The organism is Allobosea caraganae, from assembly GCF_003351345.1.
Lineage (GTDB): Bacteria > Pseudomonadota > Alphaproteobacteria > Rhizobiales > Beijerinckiaceae > Allobosea > Allobosea caraganae.
Map to the genome: position 1 here is coordinate 152,739 of NZ_QQTO01000034.1, position 14,110 is coordinate 166,848.

Consider the following 14,110-nt stretch of genomic DNA (forward strand, 5'->3'; position numbering starts at 1 on the left):
ATAAGACGGCTAAGATGACGGCGTGTCATGTGAGTGTCACAGAGAGGGTGTTTGAGCAGGGCCGCTAAACCTGTGACCCACAGAGGGCTCCTCCCAATGCGCAAAATTCTCATTCTCGCGGCTGCGACGGTCGGCCTTGCCGGCGTTGCCCAGGCCGCCGACATCACCGGCGCTGGCGCCACCTTCCCCTTCCCGATCTATTCGAAGTGGGCTGAAGCCTACAAGAAAGAGACCAATGTCGGGCTGAACTATCAGTCGATCGGCTCGGGCGGCGGCATCCGTCAGATCAAGGCCAAGACCGTCGCCTTCGGCGCGACCGACGCCCCGCTCCCGGGCGACGACCTGAAGAAGGACGGCCTGATCCAGTTCCCGACCGTCATGGGCGGCGTCGTCCCCGCGATCAACGTCGCTGGCGTCGAAGCCGGCAAGCTCAAGCTCTCGGGCGATCTGATCGCGCAGATCTACCTGGGCGACATCAAGAAGTGGAACGACCCGAAGATCGTTGCGCTGAACGCCGGCGTCACCCTGCCGGACGCCAACATCAACCCGGTCTATCGTTCGGACGGCTCGGGCACGACCTACGTGTTCACCGACTATCTCTCGCGCGTCTCGCCTGACTGGAAGACCAAGATCGGCACCAACCAGTCGGTCCAGTGGCCGGTCGGCATCGGCGGCAAGGGCAACGAGGGCGTCTCGGCTTCGGTCAAGCAGGTCGCCAACTCGATCGGCTATGTCGAGTACGCCTACGCCAAGCAGAACAAGCTCGCCTACGCGCTGGTCAAGAACGCCGACGGCAACTTCCCGGCTCCGGACGACAAGGCCTTCCAGGCCGCTGCCGCCAACGCCGACTGGAATGCGGCTCCCGGCTTCGGCATCTCGCTGAACAACCAGAAGGGCGCCAACGCCTGGCCGATCACCTCGGCCACCTTCCTGCTCGTGCACGCCAAGCCCGAGAAGCCGGAAGAGGTCCAGGCCGCCCTGAAGTTCGTCGACTGGGCCTACAAGAGCGGCGACCAGCTCGCCCTCGACCTCGACTACGTGCCGCTCCCGGCCAACGTCAAGGATCAGGTCCGCAACGCCTGGAAGGGCGTTACCGACAACTCCGGCAAGCCGATCTTCTGATCGCTTGCCCTCCGAGACATCGAGCGGGGGCCTCCATGGCCCCCGCTTTGTGACACCAGATTAAGATTTCCCGCTTTCGCCTTCATTCCTGCGACCCCGGAGTACCACGGATGGCTGCCGTGACAGATCAGATGGCCGCGCCTGGCGTGCCTGCCATTCGCAAGACGCCGAAGGGCACCTTCGACGTCATCTTCCGCAATGCCAGCTTCCTGGCCGCGCTGTTCGTGCTGGTGCTGCTCGCGGGCATCATGCTCTCGATGGTCATCGGCGGCTGGCCCGCCTTCCGCGAATTCGGCTTCGGCTTCATCACCTCCAGCGTCTGGGATACGCAGCGCGAGCAGTATGGCGCCTGGCCGGCGATTGTCGGCACCTTGTCGACCGCGCTGATCGCGCTCCTCATCGGCGTGCCGCTCTCGCTCGGCATCGCCGTCTACCTCACCCAGCTCGCGCCGCCCTGGTTCAAGCAGCCGGTCTCGACCGCGGTCGAGCTGCTCGCCGCCGTGCCCTCGATCATCTACGGCATGTGGGGCCTGTTCGTCTTCGTCCCGCTCTTTGCGGCCTATGTGCAGATCCCGCTCTCGAACATCGTCGAGGGCATCCCGGTCGTCGGCACGGTGCTGTACTCGCGCTCGCCGTCTGGCCTGGGCATCCTCACCGCCGGCATCATCCTGGCGTTCATGATCATCCCGTTCATCGCCTCGATCACCCGCGACATGCTCGACCAGATCCCGTCGGTGCTGCGCGAGAGCGCCTACGGCATCGGCGCCACGACCTGGGAGGTCGTGCGCCACGTGCTGGTGCCGCAGGCCGGCGTCTCGATCATCGGCGCGATCATGCTGGGCCTCGGCCGCGCGCTCGGCGAGACCATGGCCGTCACCTTCGTCGTCGGCAACGCCAACCGGCTCTCGGCCTCGATCATGGATCCGGGCTCGACCATCGCCTCGCGCATCGCCAACGAGTTCAACGAGGCCATGGGCCTGCAGCTCAACTCGCTGATCGCGCTGGGCTGCATCCTGTTCTTCGTCACTTTCGTCGTCCTGGTCATCGCGCGCGTCCTCGTCGCCCGCGTCAAGTCGTTCTGAGCGGAGCCGGATCATGAGCCTCACGACTCCGTCCACCGTCCGCGAGCTGCCGGTCGCTCCCTGGGGCCGCGTCCGCCAGTCGCGCCGCACGGCCGATCGCGTGATGAAGGTCACCGCCGCCGGCTTCACCTTCCTCGCCATCTTCGTGCTGTTCTGGATTTTGGGCATGCTGATCGTGAAGGGCATCGGCGGGCTTTCCGTCGCCACCTTCACGCAGATCACGCCCGGCCCCGGCAGCGAGGGCGGCGGCCTCGCCAACGCCATCGTCGGCTCGGTCGTGCTGACCTTCCTCGGCATCGTCGTGGCGACGCCGATCGGCGTGCTCGCCGGCACTTACCTGGCGGAATATGGCCGTGGCTCGAAGCTCGCCGACCTGATCCGCTTCATCAACGACATCCTGCTCTCGGCCCCGTCGATCCTGATCGGCCTGTTCGTCTACGTCGTCATGGTCGAGCCCTTCCGCGGCTATTCCGGCTGGGCCGGTGGCGTCGCGCTCGGCATCATCGCGATCCCGGTCATCGTGCGCACCACCGAGGATATGCTCAGGCTGGTGCCGGCGCCGCTGCGCGAGGCCGGCTCGGCGCTCGGCGCGCCGCCGTCGGTCGTCATCACCAGCATCACTTGGCGCGCCGCCCAGTCGGGCATGGTCACCGGCATCCTGCTGGCGCTGGCCCGCATCGCCGGCGAGACCGCGCCGCTGATCTTCACCGCGCTCAACAACAACTCCTGGTTCGCGCTCAACCTCTCGGGTGGCGTCGCCAACCTGCCGGTGACGATCTACCAGTTCGCCTCCGCCCCTTACGAGAACTGGCAGCAGCTCGCCTGGGCCGGTTCGCTGATCATCACCGTCTCGATTCTGCTATTGTCCATTGTCGCCCGCCGCATCGTGCGTGGCAGCAAGTGAACGCCCCCTAAACCCTCGTCGCGTTCGATCTGAAGGAACATGTCGATGCTTTCGACGCTGGAACTGAGCCCCCAATCGCTTGATACCGATGCCCCGATCCGCATCGCGGTCAAAAACCTCGATTTCTACTACGGTGAGCACCGGGCGCTGAAGAGCATCAACCTCGACTTCCGTGACCGCCACGTCACGGCGCTGATCGGCCCGTCGGGCTGCGGCAAGTCGACCCTGCTGCGCATCTTCAACCGGATCTACTCGCTCTACCCCGAGCAGAAGGCCACCGGCGAGATCCTGCTCGACGGCCGCAACGTCATCTCCAACGACGTCGACGTCAACGAGCTGCGCTCGCGCATCGGCATGGTCTTCCAGAAGCCGACGCCCTTCCCGATGTCGATCTACGACAACGTCGCCTTCGGCATCCGCCTCTACGAGAAGCCGCCGAAGTCGGAGCTCGACGACCGCGTCGAGGGTGCCCTGCGCCGCTCCGCGCTCTGGGACGAGGTCAAGGACAAGCTCAAGAGCTCCGGCATGGGCCTCTCCGGCGGCCAGCAGCAGCGCCTCTGCATTGCCCGCACCATTGCCCAGAAGCCTGAGGTGATCCTGTTCGACGAGCCGACCTCGGCGCTCGACCCGATCTCGACCGGCAAGATCGAGGATCTGCTCGAGCAGCTGAAGAGCGACTTCACCATCGTCATCGTCACCCACAACATGCAGCAGGCGGCCCGCATCTCGCAGTACACCGCCTTCATGTATCTCGGCGAGGTGATCGAGTTCGACGCCACCAACAACATCTTCATGAACCCGAGCAAGAAGCAGACGCAGGACTACGTCACCGGCCGCTTCGGCTGATCCACGACGAAACCCGTTTGCTGACAAAGGATATGCCGAGATGACCGAACATATCGTCCGCTCCTACGACGCCGATCTCGAAGGGATCCGCCGCAGCCTTGCCGAGATGGGTGGTATGTCCGAGCGCATGCTCGGCGATTCCACCGTCGCCCTGGTGCGCCGCGACACCACGCTCGCCCAGAAGGTGATCAGCGCCGACCAGCGCCTCGACAACCTCCAGCGCGACGTTGAAGAGAAGGCGGTGCTGACCATCGCGCGGCGCCAGCCACTCGCCAACGACCTGCGCGAGCTGATCTCGGCGATCCGCATCGCCGCCGATATCGAGCGCGTCGGCGACCTCGCCAAGAACATCGCCAAGCGCGCCGTCGCGATCTCCGGCCAGTTCCAGCCGCCGCACCGCGCCGTGGTCGGCCTCGAGCATATCAGCCGCCTGGTCCAGGCCCAGCTCAAGGACGTGCTCGACGCCTATGCCGCCGGCAACGAGCAGAAGGCGATGGACGTCTGGCGCCGCGACGACGAGATCGACGCGCTCTACACCTCGCTCTTCCGCGAGCTGCTGACCTATATGATGGAAGATCCGCGCAACATCACCTTCTGCACGCATCTCCTGTTCTGCGCCAAGAATGTCGAGCGCATCGGCGACCACACCACCAACATCGCCGAGACGATCCACTATCTCGTCACCGGCGAGACGCTGGATTCGCGCCCGAAGGTCGATACGACCAATATCCTGGTCGATGTCGCGCCCGGAAAGTGACGTTAAGTCAGAACCCTGGAGCGGTGCCGGTCCCCGGCATCGCTCTAGCTTGTTGGATCGCTGAGACATGCCCGCACGCATCCTGATCGTGGAGGACGAGGAGCCGCTCACCCTGCTCCTGCGCTACAATCTCGAGGCCGAGGGCTTCGAGGTCGACAGCGTCGCCCGCGGCGACGACGCCGAGCTGCACCTGCGCGACCATACGCCGGATCTCGTGCTGCTCGACTGGATGCTGCCCGGCCTCTCCGGCATCGAGCTCTGCCGCCGCCTGCGCGCGCGGCGCGACACCGAGCGCGTGCCGATCATCATGTTGACCGCCCGCGGCGAGGAGACCGAGCGCGTGCGCGGCCTCGCCACCGGCGCCGACGACTACGTCGTCAAGCCGTTCTCGCTGCCGGAGCTGATCGCGCGCATCCAGGCGCTGCTGCGCCGGGCCAAACCCGGCCATGTCGCCGGATTGCTCGCCGCCGGCGACCTCGAGCTCGACCGCACCACCCGCCGCGTCCGCCGCTCCGGCATGGAGCTGCATCTCGGCCCGACCGAGTTCCGCCTGCTCGAATTCCTGATGCAGGCGCCGGGCCGGGTCTATTCCCGCGCCCAGCTGCTCGACGCCGTCTGGGGCCGCGACGTCTATATCGACGAGCGCACGGTCGACGTCCATGTCGGCCGCCTGCGCAAGGCGATCACGCCCGACAACGCCAAGGACCCGCTGCGCACCGTTCGCGGCGCCGGCTACGCCTTCGACGAGACGTTTGCGCGGAGCTGAGCGTTTTCCTCAGCGCGGTGCCGCGATGATGATCGCGGCACCGGCAAGGCAGATGATCCCGCCGGCGATATCCCAGCGATCCGGCCGAAAGCCTTCCACGGCCCAGAGCCAGAGCAGCGACGCCACGATGTAGACGCCGCCATAAGCGGCATACGCGCGTCCTGCCGCCGGGCTGTCGATCAGCGTCAGCAGCCAGGCGAACAGCGCCAGCGAAACCAGCCCCGGCGCCAGCCACCAGATCGGCTTGTCCAGCTTGAGCCAGGCCCAGAAGGCGAAACAGCCGGCGATCTCGGCAAGCGCCGCTGCGGCATAGATGGCAAGGCTCGGCATCGTGTCTCCCGCGAGGCGCCGGCTTTGCCAAACGCGCGCATGAGTCTAGAGCCTCATCTGGCGGAAGCCTATCCGCGTCATCCCCGGCAAGCTGCGCCGCGGCCGCGCTTCGGGATGACGCGCACCAGTTCGAGGACGCGCCGAAGCCATGGCAACTGACATCGCGATCATCGGCGCAGGCCCTTCCGGCCTGATCGCCGCGGAGCGGCTGGCCGGTGCCGGCCATAGCGTCACGCTCTATGACCGCATGCCCTCGCCGGCCCGCAAACTCCTGCTCGCCGGGCGCGGCGGGCTGAACCTGACCCATTCCGAGCCTTTCGACGCGTTCCTCCCCCGCTATCGCGAAGCCGCCCCCTGGCTCGAGCCCGCCCTGCGCGCCTTCCCGCCGCAGGCGCTGCGCGACTGGGCCGACGAGCTCGGCCAGGAAACCTTCATCGGCAGCAGCGGCCGCGTCTTCCCGAAGGCGATGAAGGCCTCGCCGCTGCTGCGCGCCTGGTTGCGCCGGCTGGAGGCGCTCGGCGTGACCTTCGCCCCGCGCCACCAGTGGCGCGGCTGGAATGAGGATGGCGCGCTGCTCTTCGACCATGATGGTGCGGCCGTTGAGGTCCGCCCCGCCGCGACGCTGTTCGCGCTCGGCGGTGCGAGCTGGCCGCGGCTTGGCTCCGATGGCGGCTGGGCGTCGCTGCTGGCCGAGCGCGGCATCGCCATATCGCCGCTCCGCCCCGCCAATGGCGGCTTCGCCATCGCCTGGTCGCCGGTCCTGCGCGAGCGCTTCGCCGGCCAGCCGCTGAAGCGCATCGCCATCCGCTTTGGCGACGAGGAGGCGAGGGGCGAGGCGATGATCGATGCCGCAGGGCTTGAGGGTGGCGCGGTCTACGCGCTCTCAGCCAGCCTGCGCCAGGCGATCCTGCGCGACGGCACGGCGACTGTTACGCTCGACCTCCGTCCTGATCTCGACCAGCCCCGCCTTGCCGAGCGCCTCGCCAGCCGCCGCAAGGGCGAGACCTTGAGCAACCACCTGCGCAAGGCCGCCGGCCTCTCCCCCGTCGCGATCACGCTGCTGCGCGAACCCGGTCGCCTTCCTGAGGAGCCCGCCGCGCTCGCCGCCCTGATCAAGGCCCTGCCGCTGACGCTCAGCGGTCTCAGCCCGATCGAGCGCGCCATCTCGACCGCGGGCGGCATCGCGCTGGCCGAACTCGACGACAACCTCATGCTGAAGCGCCTGCCCGGCGCCTTCGCCGCCGGCGAGATGCTCGACTGGGAGGCGCCGACCGGCGGCTACCTGCTCCAGGCCTGCTTCGCCACCGGCGTCGCTGCCGCGGCGGGACTGGAAAGCTGGCTGCGACGTTAGGGCAGCTTTGTCGAAAGACTGTCGGATAAGCCTGCTAAGCACCTGAACAGGCCGCGCTCTGCGGCCGGCATCAGGGCAGGGGCAGACGATGACGGGCGAGGATCGGCCGCAGGGCGGCGTTCACCTGAATGCCGGTTTCGGAGGGCTGCAGGCCCGCACGCCGCGCGAAATCGGCGCGGCGCCCCGCTTCGAGCTCATGATCGTCGGCGCCTTCGGCGGCGAGACCGGCCTTCGCGACCTCACCAACGAGGACATCGCCTCCGCGCTCGCCGGCCATGGCGCGAGCCTGCGCTTCGACGTGCCCAACCATCTCGGCAGCGAACCGCCCGCGCTCGCGATCGACCTCTCGATTCGCACGCTGCGCGACCTCGACCCGAAGACGCTTGCCGGCCGCGTGCCGGAGATCGTCAAGGCCGAGGCAATCGCGCAGCAGGTCGCCCGCACCGGCTCGCTCGCCGGGCTCGACACCGAGGCCAAGAGCCCGCGCTTCGACAAGCTGACCGCGGCGCTGGCCCAGCGGCTCCCCGCGCAACGCCCCGCAGCCGCCAGTTCCATGCCGGCTGCAGCCGAAGACAACTCCCTCGACAGCCTCCTCTCGCTGGTCGACGTGCCCGGCGCGTCGCGGCAGGCCGATCCCGCCAGCGCGGCCATCTCGGCCTTCCTCTCCTCCACCCGCGAGGCGCAGAGCACGCCCGCGACCGCACCCACTAATCGCCCCGACGCCATTGCCCGCCAGATCGAGGCGATCGCCGCGCATCCCGCCTGGCTCGCGACCGAGGCCGCCTGGCGCGGCTTGAAGCTCGTCCTCTCTGCCCGCGGTCGCGGCATCAAGCCGTCACTCAAGCTCTGGGACATCGGCGGCGCCGGCCTCAGCGAAGCCCTCGCCGACGATGGCCTCATCGCGGCGCTGGCCGAGCACGCCGAAGACTCGCGCTGGGGCGCGATCCTGGTCATTGGCGCGCTCGGCACCTCCGCCGCCGATCTCGAGGCGCTGCGCCATCTCGCCCTGCTCGGCTATGGCAGCCAGACCCCGGTCATCGTCTCGCTGGCCGCCGATTTCTTCGGCAAGCCCGCGAGCGAGGTCGCGGCGATGGACAATCCCGCCGCCCTGCTCGACGGCCCCGCCCATGCCGCCTGGCGCGGCCTGCGCGACCGGGAGGAAAGCCAGTTCCTCTTCGCCTGCTGGAACGATGTCGTGCTGCGCGCCGGCGCGGGCGAAGCGCCGCTCTGGGGCGATGCCGGCCTGGTCGTCGCCGCGCAGATCCTTGCCAGCCTGTCGCGCATGGGCTGGCCGACCGAGATCCTCGGCAGCGGCAATCCGGTCGAAGGGCTCGACGTGGTCGAGACGCCGGTGCGCGGCGGCAGGACCATCGCCCTGCCGCTGCGCGCGCCGCTCGATGCCGCCATGGCCCGCGATCTCGCCCGCGACGGGCTGATCGCGCTCACCGCCCGGGCCGATCGCGACCAGGCCTGGCTGGTCCGCGCCGCCGCCGTCCACCAATACGGCGCCGTCACCGACGAGATGAAGGCGGCGATGGAGGGTTTTGCCGGCCTGCCCTTCCGCTTCGTCTCGAGCCTGCTGGAATCGGTCAGCCGCGAGCTGGTCGAGACCTTGCCGCGCGGCGCCTCCGCGGCCGACGCGGCTGCGATGATCGAGCAGGCGCTCAGTGATCTCATCCAGACCAGCGGGCCGGGTGCTTCTGTCACCGTCTCGTCCGTGGCACCCTCGGGCGAGGCCGCCCGCGCCCTCGAGGTCTCGGTCACGCTCGGCCGCGAGGTGATGGGCGGCTTCGGCTTCTCCTTCGACATCGAGGCTTGAGCCGGCGCGAGATTTCTGTCTCACTCGCGCGTTGACCGCGCTGCCGGCGAAGTGCCGCAGCGGCTGTATTGGCGTGGGCCGGACGCCTGATCCGAAAGTGAGGCCTGCGATGACGGAGCGAAAGCGCAAATGGTCGGGCAAGGTGACGCGCGAGAGCGATGCGCTCGACCTTGAGACATCGGTCTTCGCCTCGGACGATCCGCGCCGCATCGCGCGCTCGCTGAAGCGCTCGGCCGAGATGAGCCACCGGCGCAAGTCGAGCCCGTTCCGCTCGGCCATGTCGATGCTGAGTTTCTACGTCAACCGCGCCGGCACGAACCTGCCGGAGGAGAGGCTCAAGACGCTCGACGCCGCCAAGCACCGGCTGCGCCAGCTCTTCCACCGCGAGTGATCGCCGGCTGTCTTCCACCCGTCGGCAGCACCCTCCGCCGTCATGGCCGGGCTTGTCCCGACCATCCACGTCTTCACGCCGGATCGACCGGGCGAAACCAGCGATCGGCCATGCCCGCCATCAGCGCCGCAAGGCGTGGATGCCCGGGACAAGCCCGAGCATGACGGCGGAGGGCTTCATCGGCGGTCTTGCGGCTGTCGTCGCCGCTCTCCATCCTGCCGGCATGAAGCAGAAGGGCGGCTGGGTCTACATCATGACGAACCGGCCCAACGGCACGCTCTATCTCGGTGTGACGAACGACCTGTCGCGCCGCGTCTACGAGCACCGCGAAGGGCTCCTCAAGGGCTTCACCAGGACATACGGCCTCAAGCGCCTCGTCTGGTACGAATGGCATGACGAGATCGAGCTGGCGATCCAGCGCGAGACCTCGATGAAGCGCTGGTACCGCGCCTACAAGACCCGCACGATCATGGCGCGCAACCCGGACTGGAACGACCTCTACGACGAATTGGCCTGACGCGCCCGGTGCCCGCTGGGCCGTCATCGTCATGCTCGCCCGTGTGGCGAGCATCCTCGCCTTGGCGCAGCCAGAGGCAAAGCGCCGACGGCCCCGTCTGTCCCCCAGACGCCCCTCCCGTCATGCTCGGGCTTGTCCCGAGCATCCACGCCTTGCGACGTGTGGAGCGGGTGGAGGGCAAGAAGGCGCCCGCTGCGCCAGGCCTCAGCGTGGCAAAGACGTGGATGGTCGGCACAAGGCCGACCATGACGCGTGTGATTTCACGGAATGACCTATTCGTGTGTACTGCCTATCGAGCCGCTACCGTCATGCTCGCCCTTGTGGCGAGCATCTACGCCTTGCAACGTGCCGAGTAGACGGAAGGCCCTTGGGAATCCCGTTGCATCGGGCTTAGCAATGATTGAGGTATCGACGGCTGCTCGCGGTCAAGCATGACAGTGGCACTGCCCCATCCCCTAGCTAGCCCAAGTTTCTGATAGCCGCGCGTGCAGGTTGTTGCAAACAAAGCGCATTAGCGCTGAGGTTTGCGTCCTCTTGTATTGCGAATGCGACGAACTGACGGAATCATAGGGCTTTCCGAAGCAGCCTGCGACCAATCCTTGCGATTTTGCCGCCCGTATGCTAACAAACAAAAACGGCGGGGCCTTAGGCCCCGCCGCTCTGACTCTACAACAAGAGCAATGGGTAGCGAACGGGTACCAGCCGCCGCCGCCCGGAGATGCCATTCTCCATTGAGCTCTTCCCCTTTCTCACGGCGGTCCATCCGCCGGTATGCCACACTACGGAGGCCCCGGAACCTACCGGGGCCTTTGTCGCGTTCCCGCGACGGTAACTCTATACAGCGACCGCATATCGCATTCAAGCGAGATTTCGTTGCGCTGCCTCTCCGAGTTGTGTAAATCTAGAAGGGGAACGGAAGGGGCACATCATGTCTGACACGGCATATCGGAATGCGGCGGCCCGGCGCGATGCCTTTGCCAAGGAAATTAATAAGCTACAACAAAGGCTTGAGGAGGTTCGTCGCGAAGTGGCCCGCATCGATAAATTCCTGCACGATTGGGTTGAATTCGCTGGCGGTATGCCGCCCGGTGTCGCTGTGGATAGCGTGCATGTGGCCGATTCCAGGGAGGATACGCCTCGGCCTCGCCCTAAAAATCCCTCCAAGGAGGTCGTAATCGAATCGGCTCTGGAGATCATACGCGAATACGGCAAGCCAATGAATAGATCTGATCTGTTCCACTCCCTCGCAAAACAAGGTGTTGTCCTTGAGGGCGCCGATCCTGAAATGGTTCTCTCAACGATGCTGTGGCGTATGCGGAAAAAAATCGCTCGGCTTCCGAATTTCGGATACTGGCCGGCCAATCTTCCATACGAACCGGCCAGCTATACGCCGCCGCCAGATGTATTCGGCTAATAGCGATTAGCAGTCTTCGCGGTCTGCGGGGCACTGCCTTTCAACTCAGCGCGTTTGCTACCGCCTTCCCCTCCGCCTCCCACGCTCCTCCCCAGCCCCCAACGGCCGCGACTCCGGCACCGGCCCCATCTCGTCCAGCCCCGGCTTCCGCGGCCGAGCCACGCTTGCCTTCGGCTTGGCCTCGCCGCCGCCCCAGTTATGCGGTCCCATATCCGCGTCGGTGGGTTTCCGCGCCCGTGTCGGCAGGTTGGCGCTCGCGCCATAAGACCGCTCGCCCTTGTACTTCCCGGCGCTCGCCTCGACATCGCTTTGCCGCGCCAGCGGGTCGTCGGAGATCGCGAGTTCCGTCGCCTGCAGGCGCTTGATCTCGTCGCGCAGCCTTGCCGCGGTCTCGAATTCGAGGTCGGCGGCGGCTTCGCGCATGCGCTTTTCGAGATCGGCCAGGGCGGCCTTGAGGTTGTGGCCGGCGATCGGCGCGTCGACCAGCCCCTTGTCGACCGTGACGTGGTCGCGCTCGTAGACCGAGCCCAGGATGTCGCCGATGGCGCGCTTGATCGTCTGCGGCGTGATGCCGTGCTCGGCGTTATAGGCCTCCTGCTTCTCGCGCCGCCGATTGGTCTCGGCCATCGCCCGCTCCATCGAGCCGGTGATGTGGTCGGCATAGAGGATGACCTTGCCGTCGACGTTTCGCGCGGCGCGGCCGATGGTCTGGATCAGCGAGGTCTCGGAGCGCAGAAATCCCTCCTTGTCGGCGTCGAGAATGGCGACGAAGCCGCATTCGGGAATGTCGAGGCCCTCGCGCAGCAGGTTGATGCCGACCAGCACGTCGAAGGCGCCGAGGCGCAGGTCGCGCAGAATCTCGATGCGCTCGATCGTGTCGATGTCCGAGTGCATGTAGCGGACGCGGATGCCGTTCTCGTGCAGGTACTCGGTCAGGTCCTCGGCCATGCGCTTGGTCAGCACGGTGACGAGGCTGCGGTAGCCCTTCTCGGTGACCTCCTTGATCTCGTCGAGCAGGTCGGCGACCTGGTGCTTGGCGGGCCGGATCTCGACCGGCGGGTCGATCAGCCCGGTCGGGCGGATGACCTGCTCGGTGAAGACACCGCCGGTGCGGTCCATCTCCCAGCTGCCGGGCGTGGCCGAGACATGCACCGATTGCGGGCGCATCGCGTCCCATTCCTCGAAGCGCAGCGGCCGGTTGTCCATGCAGGAGGGCAGGCGGAAGCCGTATTCGGCCAGCGTCGCCTTGCGGCGGAAGTCGCCCCGGTACATGCCGCCGATCTGCGGCACGGTGACGTGGCTCTCGTCGGTGAAGACCAGCGCGTTGTCGGGCAGGTATTCGAACAGCGTCGGCGGCGGCTCGCCCGGCTTGCGGCCGGTGAGGTAGCGCGAGTAGTTCTCGATGCCGTTGCAGGAGCCGGTCGCCTCGATCATCTCGATGTCGAAGGTGCAGCGCTGGTCGAGCCGCTGCGCCTCGAGATAGCGGCCCATGCGGTTGAGCTCGTCGAGCCGGCCCTTGAGCTCCTGCTTGATCGACTTGACCGCCTGGGTCAGCGTCGGGCGCGGCGTGGTGTAGTGCGAGTTGCCGTAGACCTTGACGAATTCCAGGTCGGCCGTCTTCTGGCCGGTGAGCGGGTCGAACTCGCTGATGTTCTCGACCTCGTCGCCGAACAGGCCGATGCGCCAGGCGCGGTCCTCATAGTGCGCCGGGAACAGCTCGATGACGTCGCCGCGTACGCGAAAGGTACCGCGGGCGAAATCGCCGAGCGTGCGCTTGTATTGCAGGGCGACGAGATCGGCGATGAGCTGGCGCTGCTCGATGCGCTCGCCGAGCTTGATGGCGAAGGTCATCGCCGTATAGGTCTCGACCGAGCCGATGCCGTAGATGCACGAGACCGAGGCGACGATGATGACGTCGTCGCGCTCCAGCAGCGAGCGCGTCGCCGAGTGGCGCATCCGGTCGATCTGCTCGTTGATCGAGCTTTCCTTCTCGATATAGGTGTCGGAGCGCGGGACGTAGGCCTCCGGCTGGTAGTAGTCGTAGTAGGAGACGAAGTACTCGACCGCGTTGTCGGGGAAGAAGCTCTTGAACTCGCCGTAGAGCTGCGCCGCCAGCGTCTTGTTCGGCGCCAGGATCAGCGCCGGGCGCTGCGTCTTCTCGATGACCTGCGCCATGGTGAAGGTTTTTCCGGAGCCGGTGACGCCGAGCAGGACCTGGTCGCGCTCCTGCCGGCTGATGCCGTCGACGAGATCGGCGATCGCGGTCGGCTGGTCGCCGGCGGGCTCGAAATCGGCCTGCATGCGGAAGGCGATGCCGCCCTCGGACTTGTCCGGGCGCGGCGGCCGGTGCGGCGTCCAGGCCTTGCCGGGATCGATGAACGGGCTGCCGCTCTCGAGCAGGCCGCGCAGGGCGAGCGCCGTCACCGAGGCGGCGGTCTCGCTCTCGGCATCGTCGAAGGCCGAGGCCGGGTCGTTCTTCTTCTTTTGCTTCTTCTTGACGTTCGGATCGCCGGGGCGGGCGTCAGGCGCATCGGCTTGGCCCAAGTTGTCTTGGCCATAGCCCGCCTGCGGTTGGTCGCTGAAGCCCGAGGCGCCGCCGGGCACGGCATTGCCGCGGTTGATCGCGGGATTGAGCAGATCGGCCAGATAGCCCTCGAGCGGCTTCAGCTCTTCGCGCGAGGCCTTGGAGTTCGGCGTGCGGGCGCTGGACGGCTTCTTGGCGGGCTTCGCCTTGGCGGCGGCATCGGGTGCTTTTGGCATGGCCGCAATATGGGGCGGAACGCGGCCGGGCGCGAGGGGTAAGCGCCTGCG

The 14,110-nt window shown here is 67.0% G+C and carries 13 protein-coding genes; 11 read left to right on the top strand and 2 right to left on the bottom strand.

Annotation, left to right across the window (positions count from 1 at the left end; genetic code table 11):
- The first annotated feature begins 96 nt into the window (after window positions 1-96).
- The 6 genes from pstS (at window position 97) to phoB (ending at window position 5,477) form a co-directional block, all read left to right on the top strand.
- Window positions 97-1,122: a phosphate ABC transporter substrate-binding protein PstS gene (gene pstS, locus DWF00_RS23805; protein ID WP_114831012.1), complete on the top strand. Its 1,026-nt coding sequence runs from the start codon at window positions 97-99 to the stop codon at window positions 1,120-1,122.
- A 110-nt stretch (window positions 1,123-1,232) separates the two neighbouring features.
- The gene (gene pstC, locus DWF00_RS23810; protein ID WP_114831011.1) at window positions 1,233-2,204 is read left to right on the top strand and encodes a phosphate ABC transporter permease subunit PstC; all 972 of its coding nucleotides are present in this window, start codon (window positions 1,233-1,235) and stop codon (window positions 2,202-2,204) included.
- Between the two features lie 13 nt (window positions 2,205-2,217).
- Window positions 2,218-3,108 carry a phosphate ABC transporter permease PstA gene (gene pstA / locus DWF00_RS23815; RefSeq protein WP_114831010.1) on the top strand — a complete coding sequence of 297 codons (891 nt, stop codon included), beginning with the start codon at window positions 2,218-2,220 and terminating at the stop codon, window positions 3,106-3,108.
- A gap of 39 nt (window positions 3,109-3,147) precedes the next feature.
- Window positions 3,148-3,954 (top strand): phosphate ABC transporter ATP-binding protein PstB, encoded by an 807-nt coding sequence (gene pstB, locus DWF00_RS23820; RefSeq protein ID WP_114831009.1) that lies wholly within the window; start codon window positions 3,148-3,150, stop codon window positions 3,952-3,954.
- A 40-nt stretch (window positions 3,955-3,994) separates the two neighbouring features.
- Window positions 3,995-4,711 (top strand): phosphate signaling complex protein PhoU, encoded by a 717-nt coding sequence (gene phoU, locus DWF00_RS23825; protein ID WP_114831008.1) that lies wholly within the window; start codon window positions 3,995-3,997, stop codon window positions 4,709-4,711.
- Window positions 4,712-4,778: 67 nt separating this feature from the next.
- The gene (gene phoB, locus DWF00_RS23830; RefSeq protein WP_114831007.1) at window positions 4,779-5,477 is read left to right on the top strand and encodes a phosphate regulon transcriptional regulator PhoB; all 699 of its coding nucleotides are present in this window, start codon (window positions 4,779-4,781) and stop codon (window positions 5,475-5,477) included.
- Between the two features lie 9 nt (window positions 5,478-5,486).
- Here the strand turns inward: phoB and DWF00_RS23835 are convergent, their stop codons facing one another.
- Entirely contained in the window at window positions 5,487-5,807 is a 321-nt protein-coding gene (locus DWF00_RS23835) for a YnfA family protein (protein ID WP_114831006.1), read from the bottom strand.
- A 148-nt stretch (window positions 5,808-5,955) separates the two neighbouring features.
- Between DWF00_RS23835 and DWF00_RS23840 the strand changes: the two genes are divergently transcribed.
- The 5 genes from DWF00_RS23840 to DWF00_RS29185 all read left to right on the top strand — a co-directional run bounded on the left by DWF00_RS23840 (window position 5,956) and on the right by DWF00_RS29185 (window position 11,299).
- Window positions 5,956-7,158: a TIGR03862 family flavoprotein gene (locus DWF00_RS23840; RefSeq protein ID WP_114831005.1), complete on the top strand. Its 1,203-nt coding sequence runs from the start codon at window positions 5,956-5,958 to the stop codon at window positions 7,156-7,158.
- Between the two features lie 88 nt (window positions 7,159-7,246).
- Window positions 7,247-8,977, top strand: coding sequence for a type VI secretion system contractile sheath domain-containing protein (locus DWF00_RS23845; protein ID WP_114831004.1), 1,731 nt, complete (start codon window positions 7,247-7,249; stop codon window positions 8,975-8,977).
- A 109-nt stretch (window positions 8,978-9,086) separates the two neighbouring features.
- On the top strand, window positions 9,087-9,368 hold the full coding sequence (locus tag DWF00_RS23850; protein ID WP_114831003.1) for a DUF3175 domain-containing protein: 282 nt from the start codon (window positions 9,087-9,089) through the stop codon (window positions 9,366-9,368).
- Window positions 9,369-9,528: 160 nt separating this feature from the next.
- On the top strand, window positions 9,529-9,885 hold the full coding sequence (locus DWF00_RS23855; protein ID WP_425453175.1) for a GIY-YIG nuclease family protein: 357 nt from the start codon (window positions 9,529-9,531) through the stop codon (window positions 9,883-9,885).
- Window positions 9,886-10,813: 928 nt separating this feature from the next.
- Window positions 10,814-11,299, top strand: coding sequence for a hypothetical protein (locus tag DWF00_RS29185; RefSeq protein WP_147283758.1), 486 nt, complete (start codon window positions 10,814-10,816; stop codon window positions 11,297-11,299).
- Window positions 11,300-11,356: 57 nt separating this feature from the next.
- Here the strand turns inward: DWF00_RS29185 and uvrB are convergent, their stop codons facing one another.
- The gene (gene uvrB / locus DWF00_RS23870) at window positions 11,357-14,059 is read right to left on the bottom strand and encodes an excinuclease ABC subunit UvrB (RefSeq protein WP_114831000.1); all 2,703 of its coding nucleotides are present in this window, start codon (window positions 14,057-14,059) and stop codon (window positions 11,357-11,359) included.
- Window positions 14,060-14,110: the final 51 nt, after the last annotated feature.

Bases quoted from the DNA above. Each gene is read 5' to 3' on its own strand.
- pstS (WP_114831012.1), top strand. From the start codon at position 97: ATGCGCAAAATTCTCATTCTCGCGGCTGCGACGGTCGGCCTTGCCGGC.
- pstC (WP_114831011.1), top strand. From the start codon at position 1,233: ATGGCTGCCGTGACAGATCAGATGGCCGCGCCTGGCGTGCCTGCCATT.
- pstA (WP_114831010.1), top strand. From the start codon at position 2,218: ATGAGCCTCACGACTCCGTCCACCGTCCGCGAGCTGCCGGTCGCTCCC.
- pstB (WP_114831009.1), top strand. From the start codon at position 3,148: ATGTCGATGCTTTCGACGCTGGAACTGAGCCCCCAATCGCTTGATACC.
- phoU (WP_114831008.1), top strand. From the start codon at position 3,995: ATGACCGAACATATCGTCCGCTCCTACGACGCCGATCTCGAAGGGATC.
- phoB (WP_114831007.1), top strand. From the start codon at position 4,779: ATGCCCGCACGCATCCTGATCGTGGAGGACGAGGAGCCGCTCACCCTG.
- DWF00_RS23835 (WP_114831006.1), bottom strand. From the start codon at position 5,807: ATGCCGAGCCTTGCCATCTATGCCGCAGCGGCGCTTGCCGAGATCGCC.
- DWF00_RS23840 (WP_114831005.1), top strand. From the start codon at position 5,956: ATGGCAACTGACATCGCGATCATCGGCGCAGGCCCTTCCGGCCTGATC.
- DWF00_RS23845 (WP_114831004.1), top strand. From the start codon at position 7,247: ATGACGGGCGAGGATCGGCCGCAGGGCGGCGTTCACCTGAATGCCGGT.
- DWF00_RS23850 (WP_114831003.1), top strand. From the start codon at position 9,087: ATGACGGAGCGAAAGCGCAAATGGTCGGGCAAGGTGACGCGCGAGAGC.
- DWF00_RS23855 (WP_425453175.1), top strand. From the start codon at position 9,529: ATGACGGCGGAGGGCTTCATCGGCGGTCTTGCGGCTGTCGTCGCCGCT.
- DWF00_RS29185 (WP_147283758.1), top strand. From the start codon at position 10,814: ATGTCTGACACGGCATATCGGAATGCGGCGGCCCGGCGCGATGCCTTT.
- uvrB (WP_114831000.1), bottom strand. From the start codon at position 14,059: ATGCCAAAAGCACCCGATGCCGCCGCCAAGGCGAAGCCCGCCAAGAAG.